This is a genomic window from Gaetbulibacter aquiaggeris, from assembly GCF_044003965.1.
In the GTDB taxonomy this organism is placed as follows: Bacteria; Bacteroidota; Bacteroidia; order Flavobacteriales; family Flavobacteriaceae; genus Yeosuana; species Yeosuana aquiaggeris.
This window is the reverse complement of sequence record NZ_JBAWKC010000003.1, coordinates 394,989-419,454: the sequence shown is the minus strand read 5'-3', so window position 1 is coordinate 419,454 and position 24,466 is coordinate 394,989. Positions and strand designations below refer to the sequence as shown.

The window sequence follows — 24,466 nt, the reverse complement described above, 5'->3', positions numbered from 1 at the left end:
GTCGCAAAAATATGAAAAATGTCCTAAAGTTTTTCTTTAGGGAAGCATATATAATATTTTGTGACTGGTTTTGATAAGGCTTTAGCATTAAATAGGTCAGATACTTTTGATAAATCTTCAACTTTTCCGGATTTATGTAAAATATTAATACCCTGTGTTTTTAACATATATGCCTGATTTGAAATGTGTCCTGTAAAGACAAAATAGTTAGCTTCCTCTTCGGTGATTTGATGTTTTTTTATCACGCTATCTATATGATATTCAATATCTTGAGTTTTAATTTTTTTATTTTTTAGTTTAATTTTAAGTAGGTTTCTGTTAAGAATCATTTTGCATAAATTACTCAAAACAAAATCCTCATGGTGCTGCCAAGTTTTCAAAGAAGAGATGATATCAAAATCATCAAGCTCAGAAAATATATCTAAAACCTCCTCATTAAAATCTTTTAAAGAAATATCATGAATTAAAAAAAAATGAAGCGGTTGACTTGTTTGCAAGTTTACTCCTTTAGTTATTAATTCTTTTGCCCGCTTTAAAACTCTAATCAATAATTGTTCTGCAACGATGCTTGTTTTGTGCAAATACACTTGCCAATACATAAAACGCCTGGCATTCAGGAATTTTTCAACACTATAAATCCCTTTTTCTTCAATAACAAGTACCTCATTTACAACGTTTAGCATAGTAATTAAACGCTCACTGTTAATATTTCCTTCAGCAACGCCCGTATAAAAACTATCTCTTTTTAAATAATCGGCACGATCCATGTCTAATTGTCCTGAAACTAACTGACACATAAATTTTCTGGGATACTCCCCTTTAAATATTTTAATGGCCAGCGTTAAACTTGAGTTAAATTCTTCGTTTAATCGTTCCATAAAAAGCATTGAAATTTGCTCATGTGGTACATTATTAACAATGCTATGCTCCATAGCATGAGAGAACGGTCCATGACCAATATCGTGCAATAAAATGGCTACATAAAGCGCCGTTTCTTCTTCTTCTGAAATGCTAACCCCTTTAAAACGAAGTATTTCAATGGTTTTTTGCATTAAATAAACACAACCAATGGCATGATGAAAACGCGTATGATGGGCTCCCGGATATACCATATAAGACAGGCCCATTTGGGTGATTCTGCGTAAACGCTGAAAATACTTGTGTTGTATTAATTCAAACACAAGGCTATTTTGAATAGTAATAAAACCGTAAATTGGGTCGTTAAAGATTTTAAGTTTATTCAACCTTTAAATTTTAATAGTTATTGATACAAATATAATTATATAGATAGCATTAAAGCTTAATTAGGCTTAAAACAATCAAATTAGAATATAAATTTATAAATACTTATTTATTAAATGAATGCAATAAATATACTTTGGATTGATGATGAAATTGATTTATTAAAACCACATATCCTTTTTCTTGAAAAACGAAACTATAAAGTCACTACCTGTACCAGTGGTTCTGAAGCTTTGGATGTTTTGGAGGACACGAAATTTGACATTGTTTTTTTAGATGAAAATATGCCAGGTTTGACAGGTTTAGAGACCTTGAATGAAATTAAGGAAAAACAAGACAACCTTCCGGTGGTCATGATTACTAAAAGTGAAGAAGAATACATCATGGAGGAAGCTATTGGTAACAAAATAGCCGACTATTTAATCAAACCTGTCAACCCGAACCAGATTTTATTAAGTTTAAAGAAGAATCTGGATCATTCCAGACTCATTTCTGAGAAAACCACCTCAAATTATCAGCAGGAATTTAGAAAGATTGCTATGGAATTAGCCATGGTCAATACTTATGAAGAATGGGTGGCTTTGTACCAAAAACTAATTTACTGGGAAATACAATTAGAAGATATTGAGGATATTGGTATGTTTGAAATTTTGGAATCTCAAAAAGTGGAAGCCAATGCCCAATTTGGAAAGTTTATTGATAAAAATTATGCCGATTGGTTTGATTCTCGTTATGAATCACCAGAGATGTCTCATACCTTGTTCAAAAATAAGATTGCACCGCAATTAAGTAAGGACCAACCCACCCTTTTAGTGGTAATTGATAACTTGAGATATGATCAATTTAAAGTTTTTGAACCAATTATAAATAATTACTATAAAAAAGAAAGCGAAACAGCCTTTTTCAGCATTTTACCAACCGCTACACAATATGCCAGAAATGCTATTTTTTCAGGTCTTATGCCTTGTGAAATGGAAAAATTATTTCCGCAATACTGGAAAAATGATACAGATGAAGGTGGAAAAAATTTACACGAAGAAGATTTCTTAAAGGCACAAATAAAAAGATTAGGCTTAAGCCATTTAAATTATGAATACCATAAAATAACCAATTTAAAAACTGGAAAAAAATTAGTTGAAAATTTTAATTCATTAAAGAATAACGATTTAACGGTGGTGGTTTATAATTTTGTAGATATGCTTTCACACTCAAAAACTGAGATGGAAGTGGTAAGAGAACTGGCATCTAATGATAAAGCATACCGTTCTTTAGCCTTGAGCTGGTTTAAAAATTCTCCCCTTTTGGAAATGATTCATCAGGCACAGCTATTAGGTTTTAAATTAATTTTAACCACAGATCATGGGACTATAAATGTAAAAAATCCTTCTAAAGTGGTTGGAGACAGAGATACCAGTTTGAATTTACGCTATAAAACTGGCAGAAGTTTAACCTTTGAAAATAAAGAGGTATATCATGCTAAAGACCCTAAAGACATTCATTTACCATCCATAACAATGAGTAGTTCTTTTATTTTTGCTAAAGGTGATTTCTTTTTTGCCTATCCCAATAATTATAATCATTATGTGAGTTATTACAGAAATACCTATCAGCATGGAGGTGTTTCTTTAGAAGAAATGATCATTCCATTTGTAGTTTTCACACCCAAATAAATCCATGTAATGCAAAAAACCTCGATGAAATACACTTTTTTCTTGTTTATCTCAATTTTTATTAATAATATTGCATTATAATTTTTGTAATAGAAATGGATTATTTTTTAAAAGATATTGAGGGTATTGCTAAAACAATACTTCAAAATGTAACATCAAAAGTAATTTTGGTATATGGCGATATGGGGTCTGGTAAAACGACTTTAATTAAGGCCTTATCAAAAGCTCTGGGTAGTATTGATGAAGCCAGCAGCCCAACCTTTTCTATTGTCAATGAATATAAAACAGCAAATGATAAAATTTATCATTTTGACCTGTATAGATTAAAGAATTTAGAAGAAGCCTATAATTTTGGCATTGAAGAATATTTATATTCAAATCACTGGGTGATTATAGAATGGCCGGAGATTATAGAAGATATGCTTCCAGAGGAAAGTAATAGACTGGATATTGTGATCAATAAGGATCAATCCAGGTCTATAGAATTAAATTTTAAACCCAATTTTAACAAACAAACCTGCTAAGTTTATGGTAAAATAACATTAAAAAAGCTCCGAATTTTGAAGGGTTACGGTAAAACCGCATCATGATTTTTTAAAAAGCATGTTTTTTAACATAGTTTTAACATTTCAACTAATTCTTCACAATACTTTTCTATAATTTTGAGGTAATTAATTAATTAATCCCTTATAATTATGAAAACTAAAAAGTATTTAATTGCACTTGCAATTTTCGGGGGTATGTTGTTTACAGCTTATGTAGCTAATGCAATAAACCATGATGGAAGTCAAACCGCAAAAATTGAAAAAGCAAGAATTAAAGTTCCTCCAGCAGGATAAGAAAAGTATTATAGTGGGTAGTATCATAGCTACAATTATTGCAATGACGCCCTATTTATTTTATCTTTATGAAAGTGTACCAGATGTAAAAGTGTGGCACACTTTTTTATTTTCTTATAATAGTGGTTTTTATGAAAGTGCTTATACTTCTATGTGGGTGCTTACCTCCAAGGGAATTCCTTTACTTTTATTGATAATTTGGTTTTTTACCTGTCGTCACTGGTGGTATCATGCATTATTGGTGCCTATAACTATGTATGCTTATCAAATGTTCATTACTATAAAAGCGGATGCGGAATTTATGGATACTAATCAACTCATCTTTTTGATACCTATAATGATCGTTATAATCCCTTCTATTTATTTAATAAGAGCCAGAATTTTTAATGAAGTCCATACTGCAAACCAAACGATGCAGGAATTAGAAGACGAACTAAAAATATCTCCTAAGGGTTTTTGGGATAAAATAAAACAATATTTTTAATTAGTTTGATTTTGATTGTAGGCGTTCTCTTTCTTCTAAATCGAAATCTTTTTGATTATTTTTTAGACGCGTGTTTCCAAATTTATAATTGAATCCGAAAGTAAATAAACGATTTTCAAACCTTGTTTTTACAAAGGTATCTTGATTTAAATATTTTCTGGTCTGTGTGAAATTTTGAGTATTAAAAGCATCTGATATTCCAATATTCACAGAAGCTTTGTTTTTCCATAGGGTCTTTTTTAAATTAATATCGAGCCCATGCCTACTGCTAACATCTGACGAACCATAAGCTATTGGTGCTACATATAAATAGGATACATCTGCAGTTAAGCTTTTATCTTTTAGAAATGAAAAATAATTTATAATTTGGGAATAAAACGACCATTGATTGTTAGTTACTAAAATATTATTAATTTCTTGACTAGAAAATTGGAATTCGTCATAAAACAAAGAGGATAAAACATACAAGTTCCAATCTGTCGCAATCTTAGTGTAGGTTGTAAAATCCAATCCATAAGATATAGTCTTGTCAACATTTATATAAATGTATTTCAAAATATTTTCAACATTATCTTGAAACTGTATTTCAAGCGTTGCATTATTTTCATTTCTAAAATAAGCCTCAAACGTGTATTTTTTATTAAGGGTATAGCCTAGTGTAAAAACATCATCAACTTCAGGTTTCAAGTTTGGGTTTCCCATTGAATAAGAATTATCATTTAAATAATATTTAAAAGGGTTTAATTCTATATACCTAGGTCTATCAATTCTTTTTGTGTAATTAAAATAAAGATCATGGTGTTCGTTAAGGCTATGAAGAACATATAAAGAGGGAAAAAGTTTTAAATATTCATTTTCATTAATCTCAGTTGTGGATAAAGAATTTCCTTGAATATTGGTAAATTCACCTCTTAAGCCCCATTTGAAGTTCCAATGATCTAAATCTTTGGAATAACTTAAATAGGCTGCATAATTTGTTTCATCATATAAAAAGGTGTCCGAATTTTGTAAATCTTCTATTTTAGAACCATTAACAAACGTAAACTGATTTATAATATTTTCAGAATCTATGTTCGATATTTTAAAACCTGTCTCAAATTGAGTAGACTCATCTATTGGTAATTCATAATCCAATTGTGCGGTAAATAAGCTAATGTCTTGGCTTGAAAATGTTTGAAACCTGTTGGTTCTAATCAATGATTCATCTGGAAACCTATAATCAGTATCTACATTTTGATAACTTGAAAAATCATAATCTGTATAATGTGCATTAATAGATAGCTTTTCTCCTTCTCTTTTAAATTTATGAACATAATCAAACGTAAAACCTAAATTATAGGTTTCATCAACTAATCTATTTTTGGTTAGAAAGGTAGAATCTAAAACTGAATTAGAACCAAAAACTTCAGTTAAAGAATTTACTGAAATTTTGTTATTATCTCGTGGAGAAATAAGCATATTAGTAGAAATACCAATACTATTATAATCATCTAAAGTAAAATCAATATTTGCATTGACTGTTTGGTTAGATGATTCTCTCGTTCTTTTAAAATCTGTTTCCCAACTTGATGAAACAGCATTGTTTTCAATAAAATGGATGCTTTCATTTTCATGTCTGTAATCTTTTCTTGGGCTAATTCCATAATTGATATAGGCATCAACTTTTTCTGTTTTAAAGAAATGACTAGTTCCAACAGAGTATTTAGGGTATTGTTCACCTTGTTTATAATTACCAAAGATGCTTCCATTATATCCAGACACAATATTCTTACTGGTTATAATATTAATAACAGCGCCACCTTCTGCTTCATATTTTGCAGGAGGATTGGTAATCACTTCAATGGATTTAACATTGCTCGCCGAAGTGCCTTCTAACAGTTGTTGCACCTCATTGGAAGACAAATGCACTTTTCTATCATTTATATAAATTGTTGGAGTACTATTTTTTACTAAAATATCTTCATTAAAAATTAATACTCCGGGGGTGTTTTTTAAAACATCTAATACATTATTGTTTGAAAGCGTACTATTTTCAACATTAAAAACAATTCGATCTACCATGCGTTTAATGGTAGGTCGTTTTGCAATAACAATCACACCATCTAAATTCTGAGTTTGCTCCTTCAATATAATAGCTCCAATGGATAGATTATTCTTTAGGCTAATACTATCCTGATAAGATTCAAATCCTAAAAAACTAATTTTTAACAGGTAATCTATGGGCTTTAGGTTATCAATTATAAAGGTACCATCGTCATTAGTAGTAGTGCCTAATACAGAAGTTTTATTTTCTACTTCAGTTAAGCTTACATTACAAAAAGCAATAGGTTGATTATTTTGATCCTTTACAACACCATTAATAGATAATTGCTGAGCTAAACTTGTTAAAGAAAACAAGAAAATGAGAGAAACTATTAGCTTTAAATTCATAAAAAATTAATAGACGTAAAGTTACGACTTTGAAAATAATTACTATTACGGTAAAACCGTAACTCGATATTATATTCTATAGATTTGACCGGTTAATTATATTGAATTTAATCAACAATATTTTAAGATTCCCTTCCTACAATCAAAATTTTATTTGTAATTTGATTTTTTATTAAACGAAACAGATTATGTCTAAATCACTGTCACCATTTACTAAGCAACAACTCTTGCCACAAGAAGAGATGTTGGAGATTTTCAAGCGTAAGGGTGAATTATATATTGGAATTCCAAAAGAAACCGCTTTTCAGGAAAAACGTGTTTGTTTAACACCTGATGCTGTTTCTGCTTTGATCAGTAACGGACATAAGGTTCTTTTAGAATCTGGAGCCGGCAATGGTGCTAATTTTAGTGATTCTGATTATAGCGAGGCTGGTGCTGAAATCACTAAAGATGCCGCAAAAGTCTATGCCTGTCCTATGATATTGAAGGTGGAGCCGCCAAGCCTGGAACAGATCAAATTACTGAACCCTCAAACCATACTTATTTCTGCCTTACAATTAAAAACGCAGAGCAAAAAATATTTTGAAGCCTTGGCTTCAAAAAGAATTACAGCCCTCGCTTTTGAATTTATCAGAGATGAATCTGGATTATATCCTGCCGTAAGGTCCTTAAGTGAAATAGCCGGAACCGCAAGTACTTTGATAGCTTCAGAATTACTTTCAAACAGTTCAGAAGGCAATGGTTTATTGTTTGGTAATATTAGTGGGGTTCCACCTATTGAAGTGGTGATCATTGGAGCTGGCACGGTGGGAGAATTTGCTGCGAGAAGTGCCATTGGATTAGGAGCGAGTGTAAAGATCTTTGATAACTCCATTTCTAAATTGAGACGCATTCAAACCAATTTAGGAAGACCAATGTTTACCTCTACCCTACAACCTAAAAATTTAACCAAAGCCTTGAAGCGCTGTGATGTGGTTATTGGTGCGGTAAGAGGCAGCAACAGATCACCCATTGTGGTTACTGAGACGATGGTTGAATCTATGAAAAATGGCGCTATTATCATTGATGTCAGCATTGATATGGGAGGTTGTTTTGAAACAAGTGAAGTCACCTCACATAAAAATCCAACCTTTGTTAAACATGGTGTGGTTCATTATTGTGTGCCCAATATTCCTGCAAGGTATTCCAGAACCTCTTCTATTTCTATCAGTAACATCTTTACACCCTACTTACTCAAGATAGCAGATGATGGTGGTATTGAAAATTCTTTAAGATTTGATAAAGGTTTAAAAAATGGGTTGTATTTTTACCACGGAATTTTAACCAATAAATCCGTAGGAGAATGGTTTGATTTAAAATACAGCGATATCAATTTACTCATATTTTAAACTTCTTACACAGATTTCAAAATTTTAATTTTTTAGATGACATTATTACAACGTATTGGATATTACCTTGGAGGTTTCTCTATTGGTTTGATCATATTAGCCTTTTTTTTAAATGGAAAAAAAGTATCCTGTGATTATGGTCCTGAAGCCAGAGTTTTAAAAAATATTAACACCAAAAAAATCATCTTTTCAGAAGCCATACTTAATGATTTATCAACCAATAAGATTGATTCAACTACTATATCCTATTTACTAAAAAAAGGAGATGTTAATTTCTCTAAAAGTACGCCCAGAGAAAAACCATGTGGCATTTATGCCATTGAAGGGGAATATAAAGACAAAGAAATGCTGATGACCGTGCAAAACTGTGACAGTATTGCGACCATCTTAAATGTTTCTTTGGATTAATCCTATGCTCAAACGGATTTTTGATATCGTTTTTTCCTGTTTAGGTTTAATTTTACTGGCTCCTGTGTTGGTGGTTTTGGCTATTATCATAAAATTAGATTCCAAAGGCCCTATTTTATTTATACAACCCAGAGTTGGTCTAAACAATCAAGATTTTAATATTTTTAAATTCAGGACCATGTACATGGAATCTGATAAAAAAGGATTATTAACCTTAGGGAATAAGGATTCCAGAATTACTAAAGTGGGCTATTTTTTAAGGCGTTATAAAATTGATGAATTTCCTCAGCTTTTAAATATTTTACTGGGCGATATGAGTTTTGTAGGTCCCAGGCCAGAATTGCGAAAATATGTTAATTATTATCCTAAAGAAGATTTGAGTGTCCTGTCAGTAAGACCGGGAATAACCGGTCTGGCCTCTATTGAATTCAGAAATGAAGTAGAACTTCTAAAAGCTGCAAAAGACCCTGAGACGTATTTTATTGAGTCTATTATTCCTGAAAAACTAAAACTAAACAAGCTATATATTGAGAAAAGTAGCTTTTGGTTTGATTTAAAACTCATCATCATTACCATCTTTAGAGTTTTAACGAAATAACTGTTTTTGAGTTTCTGAACCCTCCATTAGGCTTAGAACCTTATTTTTTATATTTTGCATAAGCAATTCACCCCTTTATATCTACCTTTTAACGAACAAAATCTATGGATAAGGACATTTCTAATCACATAAGAAAATTATTAGAGGATGGCTCCTTAGTAACAAAAGATAATAATGACTTACTATCCGTTCATTTTGATTTTTCTGAGGACACTATATTAATTACCGGAGCTGCAGGAACCATTGGAAGCGGCCTTACTAAACTTATCTTAAACTGTCCGTTTAAAAGCCTCATTCTGCTTGATAACGCCGAATCACCGCTTTACTATTTGCAAAAAGAACTGGAAGCGCATGAAACACCAAACGTTCATTTTGTCTTAACAGACATTAGAGATGAAGCCTCTATGCTGGAACTATTCAGTGAATTTAAACCTAGCCTGATATTTCATACAGCAGCCTATAAACACGTACCTATGATGGAGGCCAATCCGTACGAAGCGGTCAAATTAAATATTTTAGCAACCAAGTTTTTAGCAGATTTGGCCTTAATAAATAAGACTAAGAAATTTGTATTCATTTCAACGGATAAAGCGGTGAATCCTATAAGTATCATGGGGTTGACCAAATGCATTTGCGAACGCTATTTAATGGAATTAAATTCAAAAAACAGCACAAAATTCCTAATTGCAAGATTTGGAAATATTATAGGGTCCAATGGGTCTTTAATACCACTTTTCAAAAAGCAACTGGAACTAGGAAGACCTTTAAGTGTAACGAGTCCTGAGGTTACACGATATTTTATTAATAAATTGAAGGCTTGCCAGCATATTTTGCAAATTTCAAACGAAGCGCATTGGAAGCATGCCTTATTTACTTTTAATATGGGAAAACCCATTAAAATCATTGATTTGGCCACATGCTATCTAGAATTTTCTGGGTATGACATCCAAAACAATATAGAGTTTATTGGCCTCCGACCTGGAGAAAAACTTCATGAGGACATGATTTCAGAATCTGAAGCATTAAAATCAACACCTTATAAGGATATCTTATACGTCCTTCAAAAAACACAAAATAAACAAAATTCTTTAGACTTAGAACCAATTAAAAGTATTACTCCTAATGATAAAACCTATAGAATTAAAGCTATTTTAAATACTATTTTAAAATAAATTACTAGAGTAGTTTTCGTCTTTGTTTTTCCTTAGTTAATAAAGACAGCTCTCTGCCTGTTTGCCCGGCAACCGAGGTGTTTTCTTCAGCACGTCTTATTAAATACGGCATCACGTCTCTTACAGGGCCAAATGGGATGTATTTTGCCACATTATAGCCTTTGCTGGCCAAATTAAAACTAATATGATCACTCATGCCATATAATTGTCCAAACCAAACCCGGTCATCATTATTTTTCAAACCTTTTTCAGCCATCATTTGCATGGCAAAATAAGAGCTGTCTTCATTATGTGATCCTATAAAGATGGACATGTCCTTTAAGTTATCTAACATATAGGCGACCGCATTATTAAAATTAGTGTCTGTTTCTAATTTACTTTTACACATGGGAGTTGGATAGCCTTTTTCTTTAGCACGCTCATTTTCCTTTTCTAAATAAGCGCCTCTCACTAATTTCATACCTAAAAAATAGCCTTTTTCTTTAGCAAGCTGATGTTCTTTTTTTAAGAAATCCAGACGATCCGTGCGGTACATCTGCAAGGTATTGTATACAATGGGTTTTTGGGTGTTGTATTTTTGCATCATTTCTCGCACCAAAATATCAGAAGCGTCTTGCATCCAGCTTTCTTCTGCGTCAATTAATACTTCAATATTGTGCTCTTTGCCTTTCTTGCAAACAGCATCATATCTGTTGACTACTTTTTGCCATTCTTCTTTTTCCTGATCAGTTAGAGGCACCCCACTTCCAATTTTTTGAAACAGTTTAAGTCTTCCAAAACCAGTAGGTTTAAAAACAGCAATAGGCATCGATTTCTTTTCTTTAGCAAAATCCATGATCTTTAAGGTCATGGTCATGGCGGCATCAAACTCCTTATCATTTTCTTTGCCTTCAACGGAATAATCCAATACAGAACTCACCCCTGTTTCATACATTTTGTCAATCACTGGCAAACAATCTTCCTCATTAACACCACCACAAAAATGGTCAAAGACCGTCGATCGTATCAAGCCTTCTATTGGCAAATGGGCCTTAATAGCAAAATTGGTCGCCGCAGTGCCAATTTTTACCAAAGGTTCAATGGAAATCATTTTAAATAAGAAATAAGCGCGTTCAAGTTGCGAATCACTTTTTAACGAAAAAGCAATTTCTGTATTATCAAAAATAGGTTCGGAAATCATTATTAAAAAAATTAATACAAAGATAATGATGCTGGAGTTATCATTTTATATAAAATCTCCTTATTTTCACGCCCAAAGATTATTTTTTTGTTTATGAAATGAGCATAAGCAAAAAGATTAAAATAAGTAAATAAACAGACCCTTTCAAATTCATTTTAAAGACATTTCAATACCTATTAACTCATGAAATCCATCACTGCAAATAATTCAATCATACATTTCAATAAGCATTGTTATACATCTCTAAATAAGCATATTAAAAACAAAAAATTTTCAAGTATTTTTATTTTAGTCGATGAAAACACCCATGAATTATGTTTACCCATTTTACTGGAACAATTAGAAACCTCTGCAACTATTGAAATTATTGAAATTGAGTCGGGCGAAATAAATAAGACAATTGACACCTGTGTTGGTGTCTGGAACACCTTATCTGACTTAAACGGGGACAGAAAAAGCCTGCTCATTAATATAGGAGGTGGTGTGATTACCGATTTAGGAGGCTTTGTAGCCTCTACTTTTAAAAGGGGGATTGCCTACATTAATATCCCTACTACCCTATTATCCATGGTAGATGCTTCTGTAGGTGGTAAAACGGGGGTTGATCTGGGGACTTTAAAAAATCAGATCGGAGTGACAAGTATTCCTGATCTAGTATTAATAGATACGCAATATTTAAGAACTCTGCCATCCAACCAAATGCGTTCTGGGTTGGCTGAGATGCTTAAACATGGTTTGATCAGAGATGAAGCGTACTGGAATAAATTTAAAGACTTATCGGCTTTAAATCTGGATGATTTAGATCAATTAATATATGAATCTGTCCTGATCAAAAAGGAAGTGGTAGATATTGATCCTTTTGAAAACAATATTCGTAAAACCTTAAATTTTGGTCACACCCTTGGGCATGCGATTGAGTCCTATTTTTTGAGCCATCCAAATAAACCAGAGCTATTACATGGTGAAGCCATAGCCATTGGGATGGTGTTAGCGTGTTATATTTCCACACAACTGGTTGATTTACCTATGGAAACAGCGCAAGAAATCAAAACAGTCCTGAATAAGTATTATGGAGTCATTCCTTTTGACGCTGCAGATTATCAGCCTATTATGAGCTTATTGAAGTATGATAAAAAGAATCATCATGGTAATATCAACTTTGTACTTCTGGAGGCCATAGGGAAGCCAAAAATGGATTGTATCGTTGAAGAATCTATTATTTTAAATGCTTTTAAATTTTACGCCTCTTGATTTAAAATCAAAAAAAAATTGTAACTTTATAATATAAGTGTTTGCATACTTTTAATGCAAATATTTAGCATCAACCACTATTTTATTTTGAATTGTTTTTGTGTTTTTGGTGATTGCCAAAAATGATAAATAGGTATCACATCTGAACAATAGTATTTTTTTTAAAAATTTTACAGATGAAAAGAATTATAGTTGATTACAAAAAGTTAACACCGCAACTCCTAAAATTACTTACGGAAAAATTTCCTGACGGCTATAGTGACAAGGATATCATCACTTTTGACAATCATCATAATGAAACCATTGAAGCAGTTGAAATTGAAACCGAAGATGCCGACTATTTAGTGAAAGTAAGCACCAAATTGCACTATACCATGACCAATTTTGACAGTGAAGATTATGAGGTCAATGAATTAGGAAATGTGATAGTAGATCCAGACCTAGAAGATATCGTGGAGCCTAATCTTTTTAAGGATGACGAGGAAGAATAAAAGGCCTGCCTAGGTATAAACCTCAAAACTAGGCTTTCACTTTTCATGTCATATCAAATCCATAAAGCTTGTTAACTTTTTGAAAATGGGTTAAAGAAAGATTTCTTCTTAGCCCCATAATACCCATATCTCGCACCATACCCAAAATTAGCCTGATTGACATCATTCACTACCAGCATCATCCCGTTCAGTTTGTTTTTGTCATGCAGATCTTTCGCAAAATTTAAGAGACTCTTTTCGGTATAATCCGCTCTCGTGACATAAACAGTATGCCCAGCGTATTGACTAATCAATAAGGTGTCCGTCACTAACATAGAAGGAGCTGTATCTACAATCACATAATCATATTTATTTGACACATGATCAAAAAGAGGCTTCATCCGTTCACTCATTAACAGCTCAGCCGGGTTTGGTGGAACTTTTCCTGATAACAACACATCTATTTTATTATCACTGATGGTATAAGTTTCTATGGCTTCATCTACAGCTATTGAATTATCGGTTAAATATTCGGTAAGCCCTGTTTTAGATATCTGCTTTTTCTTTTGATTTGCCAAACCTAAATAGGTTTGAGGGTTTCTAATATCCGCACCTATCAATAATACACGTTTATCGGTATTAGCGAGCGTAAGTGCCATATTAATGCTGAAAAAGGATTTACCTTCCCCATTAATAGTGGAGGTTATAAAAATGACATTATCATAGGCTTGTACGTGTCTGCCTCTTCTAACAAAATCAAAATTAGTTCTAATAATTCGGAATGATTCAGAGAGTAGAGATCGGTCATTTCTTGCCACCAGACTATTTAATTCTTTACCTTTAAGTCTTGGTAATTCGCCTAAAACAGGCATGTCCTTTATAATTTGGTCTAGATCTTCTTTATTATGAATCTTGGTGTCTAATAAATCGCCCACGTAAATAATAGAGAAAGGTAAAAATAATCCAATAAAGAGGGCTCCTATATAAATCATACGGCTGTTGGGCGATACAGGAGCGCCAAAAGTATATGCGGTATCCACGATCTTTAAATTAGGAGAGGTGGCTGTTAAGGTAATAGCCGCTTCTTCCCGTTTTTGTAATAAATATAAATATAAAGATTCCTTGATGCCCTGTTTACGTTCAATAGATCTTAACCTACGTTCCTGACCAGGTACAGAAAATATTTTTGAATTGATCCGGTCAGATTGGGTTTCCAGACTCCCCATGCGAATATTCAGTGATTTAGTCGCATTATTAATATTTTGTCTTAAGCTTTGTCTGATACTATTTAAAGACTGATCCAGCTCTACTACTACTAAGTTTTTCTCTCCTGCACTGCGCAAAAGCCGTTCACGATTACTCAATAACTCACTATAACGAGCTGCAAGTGCACTGATGGCAGGATCACCTATCCCTAAATTAGCGGGAATGGGTTCAAAACCGGCAGAACTATTTAAGGATTCGTTCATATAATCTAAAATCCGCATCTGGGTTCTAAGCTCATCTAAGGATTGTTCATTTTGCGCACTGGAACTCAAAAATTGACCCGCTTCAGAACTAACATCTGTAATTTTGTTACCGGTCTTAAAACGCACAATGCTGTCATCTACATTCACTAGATCAGAAGCGATTAATTCAACCCTGGAGTCAATAAATTCTGCTGTGTTTTTAGCACGTATATTTTTAACTTTGGAGGAATAACTATCATACTCCATAATCAGCGTATTAATAATATCTATGGCTTTGTTAGGTAAAGGATCTACCAAACTGATCGTTAAAACTTTGGAAGATTTACCGGACTGATAAACAAAAATATTATTCCTTAAAGATTCAGTCATATAATTGACTGAGGTCATTTGTATATTAAGATTGGTACCCGATAAATTTTTCTTGGATTCTGTTTTAGGCGTAATGATCATGCCTCCAAAAGCGGTAGGAATGGTTTCTCCAAAAGTAAAATGCTTAGGATTATCATCTTTATTAATACGATAATCAAAGCCTACATCTGAAGTAATGTCAATATGAAAATTAAAATTAGTTGCATTAATAATGGAATCTGAGGCTATAAAATTAATGGCAATGGGCGCATTATTATAAAGTTCAGTAGTTAAAACAGTGCCTTCGACAAAATACTGCAGGTTCAAATGTAATTTTTTCACCACACTTTCAATAACCCCTCTTGACTTTAATACTAAAATTTCATCCTCCACCTGGGCATCGGCATTTTGTGAAAACATAGAAATATCATTAAAAACGGCTCCTGGTGAGCTCTGGTCTTTTTCACTAATCAGCATGATATTAGCAATGGACTGATATGCAGGAATTTCGTAACGCAAATAAATGAAAGCGATAGAAAAACAAAGCGCAGCACTTAAAACAAACCAAAACCATTTTTTGGTATATAAAGCGAGTGTTTTCTTAAGATTAAAACCTTGTGAATTTTCAGGAACAAAAGATTGGTTTTGATTTGTAATCATAAGTAATAAGTCGAATTATCGGGTGACTAAAATGGCAATACTGATTAAAAAGGCAGAAACAGATAAAATAGTCCCTATTCTGGTATCACCTTTTGCCGAGGTTGAAGCGGAGTGATTTGGTTCTACATACACTACATCATTTTGGGTTAAAAAATAGACGGGTGAATTAAAAACTTCTTTATTGGTTAAATTGATGCGAGTATAAGTTTTGGTGCCATTAAAATCTCTAACAACTAAAATATTATCTCGTCTTCCTTTAATCGTTAAATCACCTGCTAAGCCCAATGCTTCCATGATTGTAATGCGTTCTCCGGAAATGGGATAAGTACCTGGCGAACCAACTTCTCCTAATACCGTAATTCGAAAATTTAAAATTCTCAAATTAACAATGGGATCTTTTAAGTAGCCTTCAGCCAGTTTTTCTTTAATGAGCTCTTTCGCTTGTTCTACAGTCAAACCTAATAGTTTTACTTTGCCTAAAACCGGAAAATCAATATTACCATCGGTATCAATCAGATAATCAAGAAACTGAGCACTTCCACCACCACTTTCCTTAATAAGATTAAATGGCTTCGATGCTTCCGGATCAAAAGTCGAAATATAAATACTAACAATATCATTCACTTTAAATTTAGGTGTAAACGTATCGGTATCTACAATAGTTTCAAAGTTTTTGGCATTTTGAAAATACACCACTTCTTCTTTCAGAGAGCTACAGGAATTAAAAAGAATACTAATCAGAAATACTTGCATAAAGAAAGTATTTCTGGAAATTAAAATTAAAGATGATTTCATAAAATATGTATTTGGGGACCTGATTATAAACAACTAATTTAAAGATTTATAAAAGTTTTATCAATCTGATTATTAACAGTGTCTTGCTCTTTTTTATAAACCTTAGAACGTTTGTCAAATTTCTCATAATCAGAGTTATTCGATTTGTATTCAGGAATCAATTGTTTCATTTTTAAAACGATATTGTTATTCTGAAAACGATTGGTTATGCATAAGGCCTCAATATCACTCTTAATTTTGTCATAATCAAGTTCCCGTGTTTTACTGATCATAATTTTCTTATGATACGTAGACAAGGTATTCTCACCATTAGCTAATAATTCCTCATATAATTTTTCACCAGGTCGCAATCCTGTGATTTGAATATCAATATCTTCAGGATAGCGTAATCCAGACAATTTGATCATATTAAGCGCAAGGTAATAAATCTTTACAGAGTCTCCCATATCAAAAATAAATATTTCACCCCCTTTTCCCATAGTGCCTGCTTCCAATACCAGTTGCGAAGCCTCTGGAATGGTCATAAAATAGCGGGTAATGTCTTTATGCGTCAAGGTTAAAGGACCACCATTTTCAATTTGTTTCTTAAATAAAGGAATCACAGAACCATTAGATCCCAAAACATTTCCAAAACGCGTGGTAATAAATTTTGTTTTACTCTCTTTTTGGAGACAACTAATATACATTTCAGCCAAACGCTTGGTGGCTCCCATCACACTGGTTGGGTTGACCGCCTTATCGGTAGAAATAAATACAAATTTCTTCACATTATATCGTGATGAGATATCCGCTAAAATTTTAGTACCATTCACATTTATTTTTATGGATTCGTAAGGCGATGCTTCCATAAGAGGGACGTGTTTATAGGCAGCCGCATGAAACACCATGGTGGGTTTAAATTCCTGGAAAATACCATCTATCCGCAAGCCATCACGGATATCAGCCACAATCGTGGTGAAATTATATTTTCCTTTTCTATGTAATTCCTGCTGCAGATCATAAAGAGGGGATTCTGCCTGATCTATAAGCACTAAATGCTTGGTATCAAAATGAGAGAGTTGAAGCACCAGTTCACTGCCTATAGAGCCAGCAGCACCAGTAATCACAATGGTTTCACCTCTGAATTCGTTCAATAAATTAGGATTTTCTATTTGAATGGGTGCGCGCCCTAAAAGATCTTCTATCTGAACCGTTTTTATTTGACTTGTATTCAATTCGCCATTGATCCATTTTTCAATAGGTGGCACTTTGGTGATTTTAACTTTAGAATCAATCAAAGAATCTATTAAAGAAATTAATTTACTGGTATCTAAATGTTGGGTTGCCACCACAATTTCTTCTATCTGATTTATTTTAAGATAAGCAAGGCTTATTTCTTTAAAAGATAAAACAGGAACCCCGTTGATTTTTTTACCTACCTTTTTTTCATTGTCATCAATAAAAGCCAGCACTTCAAATCTGGTCTTCACATTATTCACCAAGGCATTATAAGTCACTAAGCCTGAATCTCCTGCACCATAAATTAAGATCTTTTTTGAGGTAATAAAGCGGCATTTAACATAACGGTAGAGTGCCTTAAACAAAAACCTGCTGGCACTTAAGACCATAAAACTTAACAAGGCATGCATAACAATAATTGATAAAGGAATAGTAAAGCCAGGAATCAATTCAATAATTCTATTAGAAACTACCAAAAAAACCGCCATAAAAGTCATGAGCGTCACCGATTTAAACAAATTGATCACATCGGTTAAGCCTGTATGACGAATGACACTTTTATAGGAGCCAATGCTTAAAAAACTGACACTAGCAATAAAAAGTGTGATTGGTACTTGAACTAATAATTGCTTTTTATCAAAATCAAGCGTGAAGTTAAAACGTATTAAATAGGCCAATAAAAAAGTTGTAACCACAGAAACTAGATCAATAACCAAAACCAGCCATTTAGAGGCATACTTTTGAGAGTAATAAGTAAAGTAATTTTTTATCATAGTGAGAGTGTATTAGAAATTATTTGGAGCACACGGTTTAAATCGTGTTCGGTTAAATTAGAACCACTTGGCAAACAAAGCCCATGGTTAAATAAATGTTCAGAAATACCATTGGTATAAGAATCAGCCTCTTTAAAGACGGGTTGCATATGCATAGGTTTCCATAAAGGTCTGGACTCAATATCTTCTTCTAGCAAGGCCAGGCGCACAGCTTCACGCTGTTCAGTTGTATCAAAAGTGACGCAGGTGAGCCATCTGTTAGCATAAAACCCTTCAGGTTCATTCAGAAAATGAACAGAATCAAAACTTGATAAATTCGATTTGTAAAACAAATAATTAGCTCGACGTGCATGAACCCTTTCATCAAGAACTTCCATTTGACCTCTGCCGATGCCTGCGAGGACATTACTCATCCTATAGTTGTAACCAATAGAAGAATGTTCATAATGTGCGGCCTCATCACGTGCCTGAGTGGACAAGAACACCGCACGTTGTTTTAATTCCGGTTGCTTTACGATGAGAGCACCGCCTCCAGAAGTGGTTATAATTTTATTGCCGTTAAAAGATAAAATACCGATGTCTGATAAGCTACCACATTTCTGACCAAAATAAGTGCTTCCTAAAGCCTCTGCACTGTCTTCAATGACTGGTATCTCATATTTTTTAGCAATGGCATTGATTTCATTGGCTTTATAAGGCATCCCGTAAAGATGCACGGCAATAATAGCTTTTGGTTTTTTATATTTTTGGATCCGGTCATTGATGGCAATTTCCAATAATTCCGGGCTCATATTCCAGGTATCTTTTTCACTATCAATAAAAACAGGATGCGCCCCTTGGTAAACAATAGGGTTTGCTGAGGCTGAAAAGGTAAAACTTTGACAGAGTACTTCATCCCCTTTTCCAACACCTAATAGCTGTAAAGCCATATGTATAGAAGCAGTCCCTGAACTTAAAACAGCCGCATACACATCGTTTTCTAAATAGGTTTCAATAGCCTGTTCAAAACCATCAACATGAGGTCCCAATGGGGCTATCCAGTTGGTTTCAAAAGCATCATTGACGTACTTTTGCTCCGACCCACCCATGTGAGGTGATGATAAATATATCTTAGTTTTAGTGATCATAAAAAATAATACCTCCTTTTTTTTGAAGTCACGTCTGGACATAACTTATCTAAGCAACAATTATAATTACTTATATAAATTTTCAAATGTGTTTTGTGAATTCCCTCATTCATAAAAACAAAATCGACTTCATTAATTTCAAATTTTAAATCGTATCATTTATAATGCCTCTATTCCTATAGAAACAAAAAAATCCAATGATTCAAATTAATTGCTTTGCTATTAATCAATTCAATCCTGAGTTTTACGGGGTAAATTTAATAATTGTTTCAATGCAACAGAGCTAATTTGAGTTTAATTCGCTCAAATCCTTGTAAAAATCGGTTAACGACATCTTACCTAAAGTTTTATCCAAAACATAAGTCACTCATCGATGTTAAAAACCCAATAGATCTTAAAAAACAAAAAACAAATCCTCATTACGGGACAAAGCGTAAAGAAAATGTATGGTATACATTTTTAGCGAATGGGCCAGACGGCGCGATGGCTAAGCGACTGCAGTAAATGCAAAGCATTCATGAATACCACTTTATAAAAAATAGAAACGCATGAATAATCTCATTAGGAACTCCGAATCAAAAGACTGCCACATCCTATGTCCTCGCAGTGACGATTCGTCATTACGAAGGAAGAATGACTGCAGTAAATCCAAAGCATTCATGAATACCAATTTATTAAAATAAAAATGCATGAATAATCCCACGAGGAACTCAAAATCAAAATATTGCCATGTCCTCCATCCTCGCAGTGAAATTCTAATAATATATTCACTAACCATCTAACCATCTAATGTTCTAATTATCTTACCTATTAGCTCCTCACTGTTCCCTCTTCACTATTGACTACACAAATCACCGTTAAAACTAGTCACTTAGTCATTTTGACAGTAATTTCATCGTAAAAATCAGGACTTCATATAATAATGTAATGATGAATGGTTTATTTTTCACATATTTGCATGGTTATAAACGAACCCAAATCGGATGCAATATCAAGAATTACAAAATCTTAAAGGATGTACAGTGCTCGTCACTGGAGGTGCAGGCTTTATAGGCTCTAATTTATGTGAAACCTTATTAGAACATGATATTAAAGTGGTTTGCCTGGATAATTTTGCAACTGGCAAAAAAGAAAATATCGTGCCTTTCCTATTGAACCCGAATTTTAAACTCATAGAGGGAGATATCAGAAACCTTGCAGACTGTCATAAAGCTTGTGAAGGCGTTGATTATGTGTTACATGAAGCTGCTTTGGGGTCGGTACCACGTTCTATAAACGATCCGATTACTACTAATGAGGTCAATATATCAGGATTTTTAAACATGCTGGTGGCAGCCAGAGATGCTAATGTAAAACGCTTTGTGTATGCGGCGAGTTCGTCAACCTATGGTGATCATGAAGCCTTACCTAAAGTGGAAGACGTCATTGGCAAACCCTTATCACCGTATGCTATTACTAAATATGTGAATGAATTATATGCTGATATTTTTTATAAAACCTATCAGTTTGACAGCATTGGCTTAAGATATTTTAATGTCTTTGGAAGGCGACAGGATCCTAACGGAGCCTATGCGGCCGTCATTCCAAAATTTGTGCAGCAACTCATGAGTCATGAATCGCCGGTGATTAACGGCGATGGCAGTTATTCAAGAGATTTTACCTATATAGATAATGTAGTTCAAATGAATGTGTTAGCCATGACCACCACCAATAGAGAAGCCATCAATACGGTGTATAACGTCGCTTATGGAGACAGAACTACCCTGTTGCAATTGACAAATTTATTAAAAAAGCATCTTTCTGAATTTGATCAATCCATAAGTAACATTGAAATAAAACATAGAGATAACAGAGCAGGTGATATTCCGCACTCCTTAGCCTCTATTGACAAAGCAAAAAAATTATTACATTATAATCCAAAATATAATATTAATGATGGCATCAAAGAAGCAGTCCATTGGTATTGGGAGCATTTAAAATAACTGTGAGTAGTGAATAGTGAATAGTGAATAGTGAATAGTGAATAGTGAAAATGGTATCGAAAACCGAGTAACTAACAAATCAAATAATTAAAGAAATAAACAAATACATCCTATGCAAGATATTAAAATAGCCATTATTGGTTTAGGCTATGTGGGGCTACCTTTAGCAAGATTATTTTCGACTAAATATAACGTGGTAGGTTTTGATATTAATCAAAAGAGAGTGAGTGAGCTACAGACAGGAATTGATGTGACACTTGAAGTTGAAGAAGCTGTTTTAAAAGCTGTTTTAAAAACTTCCATCAGTTCAGAAATGGGCTTATTCTGTTCAGCAAATTTAGAAGATATTAAGGATTGTAACTATTATATCATCACAGTCCCAACGCCTATTGACAAAAACAACAGACCTGATTTAACACCCTTGTATAAAGCTAGTGAATCCGTTGGGAAAGTATTAAAAAAAGGAGATATTGTTATTTATGAATCCACAGTATATCCCGGCGCTACAGAAGACGACTGTGTACCCGTATTAGAAAAAGTAAGCGGTTTAATATTTAATCAGGATTTCTATGCAGGCTATTCGCCGGAACGTATCAATCCAGGTGATAAATTACATACCGTTGAGAAAATATTAAAGGTAACATCTGGTTCTACACCTGAGATTGGTAAAAAAGTAAATGCACTATACGCAAGTGTCATCACCGCTGGAACACATTTAGCTCCAACTATAAAAGTTGCTGAAGCAGCAAAAGTGATTGAAAATTCTCAACGCGATATTAATATTGCCTTTGTCAATGAATTAGCAAAAATTTTTAATCTTATGGATATTGACACTCATGCCGTATTAGAAGCTGCTGGAACTAAATGGAATTTTTTACCATTTAAACCTGGTTTGGTTGGCGGACACTGTATTGGGGTCGATCCTTACTATTTAGCTCAAAAAGCTCAAGAAGTAGGCTATCATCCTGAGATTATTCTGGCAGGACGCCGTGTTAATGATAGTATGGGGCAATACGTTGCCTCAGAAGTCATTAAACTGATGGTCCAAAATGATATTCGTATAAAAAATTCTAATATTTTAGTTCTAGGAATAACGTTTAAAGAGAACTGCCCCGATGTAAGAAACACGAAAGCTGTAGATGTTATTAATCAACTTAAAAGTTATGGCACCAACATTACGGTATACGATCCATGGGCAAACCCCGAAGAAGTAAAACACGAGTATAATTTAGAAACATTAAAAAAAGTACCAAAAGATAAATTTGATGCTATAGTACTAACAGTAGCACATAAAGAATTTCTTCAAGAAAATTTGAACGTTTTATTAAAACCAAATGGGGTCTTATATGATGTTAAAGGAATTTTAAAAGAACGTGTAAACGGCAGATTGTAAACTATTTTCTACTAGTAAATTACATAACTAATACCAACAATTTTGAGTCAAATAAAAACAGGAGCTTTTTTAAATTACACAACCATTGTTGTTGTAAATATAGTTGGGTTGGTAATGACGCCTTTAATACTTAATTATTTAGGTAAAGCACAGTACGGTATATATTTAACAATTGGCGCTTTAGTAGGAACTATCTCTTTATTAGATTTTGGACTAAACAATACGGTAGTTCGTTTTGTGGCCAAATATAAAGCAGAAGAAGACACCAAAGGGCAAGAAAACTTCCTTGCCACTACAATACTCATATACATAGGAATTTCATCCTTAGTACTTATTACTGGATTTATTTTCTATGGATATATTGACACCTATTTTACTAAAATGACTTCTGAAGAAATTGGAATCGCTAAGGTCATTTTTGCCATTTTAGTTTTTAATGTGGCTATTGGTTTACCTGGCGGAGCCTTAACAGGAATATGTTACGGCTATGAAAAATTTGTTTTTCCAAAAACACTAGGCCTAATCAAATACATATTAAGATCTCTGGTTATAGTAGGCGTCTTACTTTTTGGTGGTAAAGCCATTGCTCTAGTAGTTGTTGATACGCTATTTAATATACTTATAATAGCAATTACGGGTTACTTTGTATTTAATAATCTCAATGTAAAAATTAAGATTCATTCATTTTCAATTAAGTTTATTAAAGAAATATTCAGCTATTCAGTATGGATATTTATATTCGCATTAGTTGGAATATTTCAATGGAAAGCTGGTCATTGGGTTCTGGGAAGAATAAGCCCTCCCGAAGTTTTAAGTGTATATGGTATCGGAATTGTTTTAGGTACATATTACGGAGCTTTCTCAACGGCAATATCAAGTATGTTTTTACCTAGAGCTACAAAAATGTCTGTGGATAATGTTTCGGGTGAAGAATTAACGGATATGATGATTAAAATAGGGAGGTTATCATTTATAATTTTAATGTTTATTTTAACATCCTTCATCCTTTTTGGAAAACAATTTGTGACCCTATGGGTTGGTGGAGAGTTAGGAGAAGAAGGCAGTTATCAGTCATGGATAATCGCGTTAATGATCATGGTGGCTTATACATTACCCCTGGTACAAGGTTTTGGAAATTCAATTTTAGAAGCTAAAAACAAGTTGAAATTCAAAGCTATTTTATATCTTTCATTTATGATACTGGGAACAGGTTTAGGAGCTATTCTGGCTATAAAATATGGTGCTATTGGTATGATGGCTGGTTCTGTGATTGCATGGATTATTGTTCAAAATATAATGAACTTGTATTACCATAAAAAAATTGGATTAAATATTCCCAGGTTTTTTAAAGAGTTACTTAACAAAACTTTTTTAACGGTTATAGTGGCATTTGGTTTAGGGTATCTAATTAATCTACTACCATTTTTTGGTAATGGATGGTTCAATTTTATAACCAAAGCTATCCCTTATACCTTTGTCTTTTGTTTATTAATGTACTATACTGGTTTAATAGAGTTTGAGAAAGCATTATTTAAAAATACTTTTTCTAAAATATTAAAACGATAAAAA

Annotated in this window: 20 protein-coding genes; 13 read left to right on the top strand and 7 right to left on the bottom strand. The window is 33.2% G+C overall.

Translation table 11 applies throughout. The features are described from left to right. Positions 1-23: 23 nt before the first annotated feature. Entirely contained in the window at positions 24-1,244 is a 1,221-nt protein-coding gene (locus V8G56_RS11085) for an HD domain-containing protein (protein WP_395438520.1), read from the bottom strand. A 114-nt stretch (positions 1,245-1,358) separates the two neighbouring features. Here V8G56_RS11085 and porX point away from each other — a divergent pair, with 114 nt between their 5' ends. The 4 genes from porX (at position 1,359) to V8G56_RS11065 (ending at position 4,235) form a co-directional block, all read left to right on the top strand. Then, the gene (porX, locus tag V8G56_RS11080; protein ID WP_395438519.1) at positions 1,359-2,912 is read left to right on the top strand and encodes a T9SS response regulator signal transducer PorX; all 1,554 of its coding nucleotides are present in this window, start codon (positions 1,359-1,361) and stop codon (positions 2,910-2,912) included. Positions 2,913-3,007: 95 nt separating this feature from the next. Next, entirely contained in the window at positions 3,008-3,436 is a 429-nt protein-coding gene (tsaE, locus tag V8G56_RS11075) for a tRNA (adenosine(37)-N6)-threonylcarbamoyltransferase complex ATPase subunit type 1 TsaE (RefSeq protein WP_395438518.1), read from the top strand. A gap of 171 nt (positions 3,437-3,607) precedes the next feature. Then, positions 3,608-3,751, top strand: a complete 144-nt coding sequence (locus V8G56_RS11070) for a hypothetical protein (protein ID WP_395438517.1) — start codon at positions 3,608-3,610, stop codon at positions 3,749-3,751. Next, positions 3,714-4,235, top strand: a complete 522-nt coding sequence (locus V8G56_RS11065; RefSeq protein ID WP_395438516.1) for a hypothetical protein — start codon at positions 3,714-3,716, stop codon at positions 4,233-4,235. The genes V8G56_RS11070 and V8G56_RS11065 overlap by 38 nt, the downstream gene beginning before the upstream one ends. On the opposite strand, the gene V8G56_RS11060 is transcribed toward V8G56_RS11065, so the two are convergent. Then, positions 4,236-6,665 (bottom strand): TonB-dependent receptor domain-containing protein, encoded by a 2,430-nt coding sequence (locus tag V8G56_RS11060; RefSeq protein ID WP_395438515.1) that lies wholly within the window; start codon positions 6,663-6,665, stop codon positions 4,236-4,238. A gap of 188 nt (positions 6,666-6,853) precedes the next feature. Here V8G56_RS11060 and V8G56_RS11055 point away from each other — a divergent pair, with 188 nt between their 5' ends. The 4 genes from V8G56_RS11055 (at position 6,854) to V8G56_RS11040 (ending at position 10,231) form a co-directional block, all read left to right on the top strand. Continuing rightward, positions 6,854-8,053 (top strand): alanine dehydrogenase, encoded by a 1,200-nt coding sequence (locus V8G56_RS11055; RefSeq protein WP_395438514.1) that lies wholly within the window; start codon positions 6,854-6,856, stop codon positions 8,051-8,053. A 36-nt stretch (positions 8,054-8,089) separates the two neighbouring features. Further along, positions 8,090-8,461 (top strand): hypothetical protein, encoded by a 372-nt coding sequence (locus V8G56_RS11050; protein ID WP_395438513.1) that lies wholly within the window; start codon positions 8,090-8,092, stop codon positions 8,459-8,461. Positions 8,462-8,465: 4 nt separating this feature from the next. Then, positions 8,466-9,059 carry a sugar transferase gene (locus V8G56_RS11045; RefSeq protein ID WP_395438512.1) on the top strand — a complete coding sequence of 198 codons (594 nt, stop codon included), beginning with the start codon at positions 8,466-8,468 and terminating at the stop codon, positions 9,057-9,059. 104 nt (positions 9,060-9,163) lie between these two features. Continuing rightward, entirely contained in the window at positions 9,164-10,231 is a 1,068-nt protein-coding gene (locus tag V8G56_RS11040; RefSeq protein WP_395438511.1) for a polysaccharide biosynthesis protein, read from the top strand. Between the two features lie 4 nt (positions 10,232-10,235). Here the strand turns inward: V8G56_RS11040 and V8G56_RS11035 are convergent, their stop codons facing one another. Continuing rightward, positions 10,236-11,411 carry a proline dehydrogenase family protein gene (locus V8G56_RS11035; protein ID WP_395438510.1) on the bottom strand — a complete coding sequence of 392 codons (1,176 nt, stop codon included), beginning with the start codon at positions 11,409-11,411 and terminating at the stop codon, positions 10,236-10,238. 183 nt (positions 11,412-11,594) lie between these two features. Between V8G56_RS11035 and aroB the strand changes: the two genes are divergently transcribed. Continuing rightward, positions 11,595-12,662: a 3-dehydroquinate synthase gene (gene aroB, locus V8G56_RS11030; RefSeq protein ID WP_395438509.1), complete on the top strand. Its 1,068-nt coding sequence runs from the start codon at positions 11,595-11,597 to the stop codon at positions 12,660-12,662. Between the two features lie 176 nt (positions 12,663-12,838). Next, positions 12,839-13,153, top strand: a complete 315-nt coding sequence (locus V8G56_RS11025) for a hypothetical protein (protein WP_395438508.1) — start codon at positions 12,839-12,841, stop codon at positions 13,151-13,153. Between the two features lie 71 nt (positions 13,154-13,224). Here V8G56_RS11025 and V8G56_RS11020 read toward each other — a convergent pair whose 3' ends face one another. The 4 genes from V8G56_RS11020 to V8G56_RS11005 are packed head-to-tail and all read right to left on the bottom strand — an operon-like array spanning position 13,225 to position 19,483. Further along, positions 13,225-15,609 (bottom strand): GumC family protein, encoded by a 2,385-nt coding sequence (locus V8G56_RS11020; protein ID WP_395438507.1) that lies wholly within the window; start codon positions 15,607-15,609, stop codon positions 13,225-13,227. Positions 15,610-15,624: 15 nt separating this feature from the next. Then, positions 15,625-16,404 carry a polysaccharide biosynthesis/export family protein gene (locus V8G56_RS11015; protein WP_395438506.1) on the bottom strand — a complete coding sequence of 260 codons (780 nt, stop codon included), beginning with the start codon at positions 16,402-16,404 and terminating at the stop codon, positions 15,625-15,627. Positions 16,405-16,442: 38 nt separating this feature from the next. Beyond that, complete coding sequence (locus V8G56_RS11010) at positions 16,443-18,395, bottom strand: polysaccharide biosynthesis protein (protein WP_395438505.1); 1,953 nt, start codon at positions 18,393-18,395, stop codon at positions 16,443-16,445. Further along, positions 18,392-19,483 (bottom strand): DegT/DnrJ/EryC1/StrS family aminotransferase, encoded by a 1,092-nt coding sequence (locus tag V8G56_RS11005; RefSeq protein ID WP_395438504.1) that lies wholly within the window; start codon positions 19,481-19,483, stop codon positions 18,392-18,394. The genes V8G56_RS11010 and V8G56_RS11005 overlap by 4 nt, the downstream gene beginning before the upstream one ends. A gap of 1,022 nt (positions 19,484-20,505) precedes the next feature. Here V8G56_RS11005 and V8G56_RS11000 point away from each other — a divergent pair. The 3 genes from V8G56_RS11000 (at position 20,506) to V8G56_RS10990 (ending at position 24,463) form a co-directional block, all read left to right on the top strand. Then, complete coding sequence (locus tag V8G56_RS11000) at positions 20,506-21,504, top strand: SDR family oxidoreductase (RefSeq protein WP_395438503.1); 999 nt, start codon at positions 20,506-20,508, stop codon at positions 21,502-21,504. 112 nt (positions 21,505-21,616) lie between these two features. Beyond that, positions 21,617-22,897 carry a nucleotide sugar dehydrogenase gene (locus V8G56_RS10995; protein WP_395438502.1) on the top strand — a complete coding sequence of 427 codons (1,281 nt, stop codon included), beginning with the start codon at positions 21,617-21,619 and terminating at the stop codon, positions 22,895-22,897. Between the two features lie 42 nt (positions 22,898-22,939). Then, the gene (locus V8G56_RS10990) at positions 22,940-24,463 is read left to right on the top strand and encodes a lipopolysaccharide biosynthesis protein (RefSeq protein ID WP_395438501.1); all 1,524 of its coding nucleotides are present in this window, start codon (positions 22,940-22,942) and stop codon (positions 24,461-24,463) included. Positions 24,464-24,466: the final 3 nt, after the last annotated feature.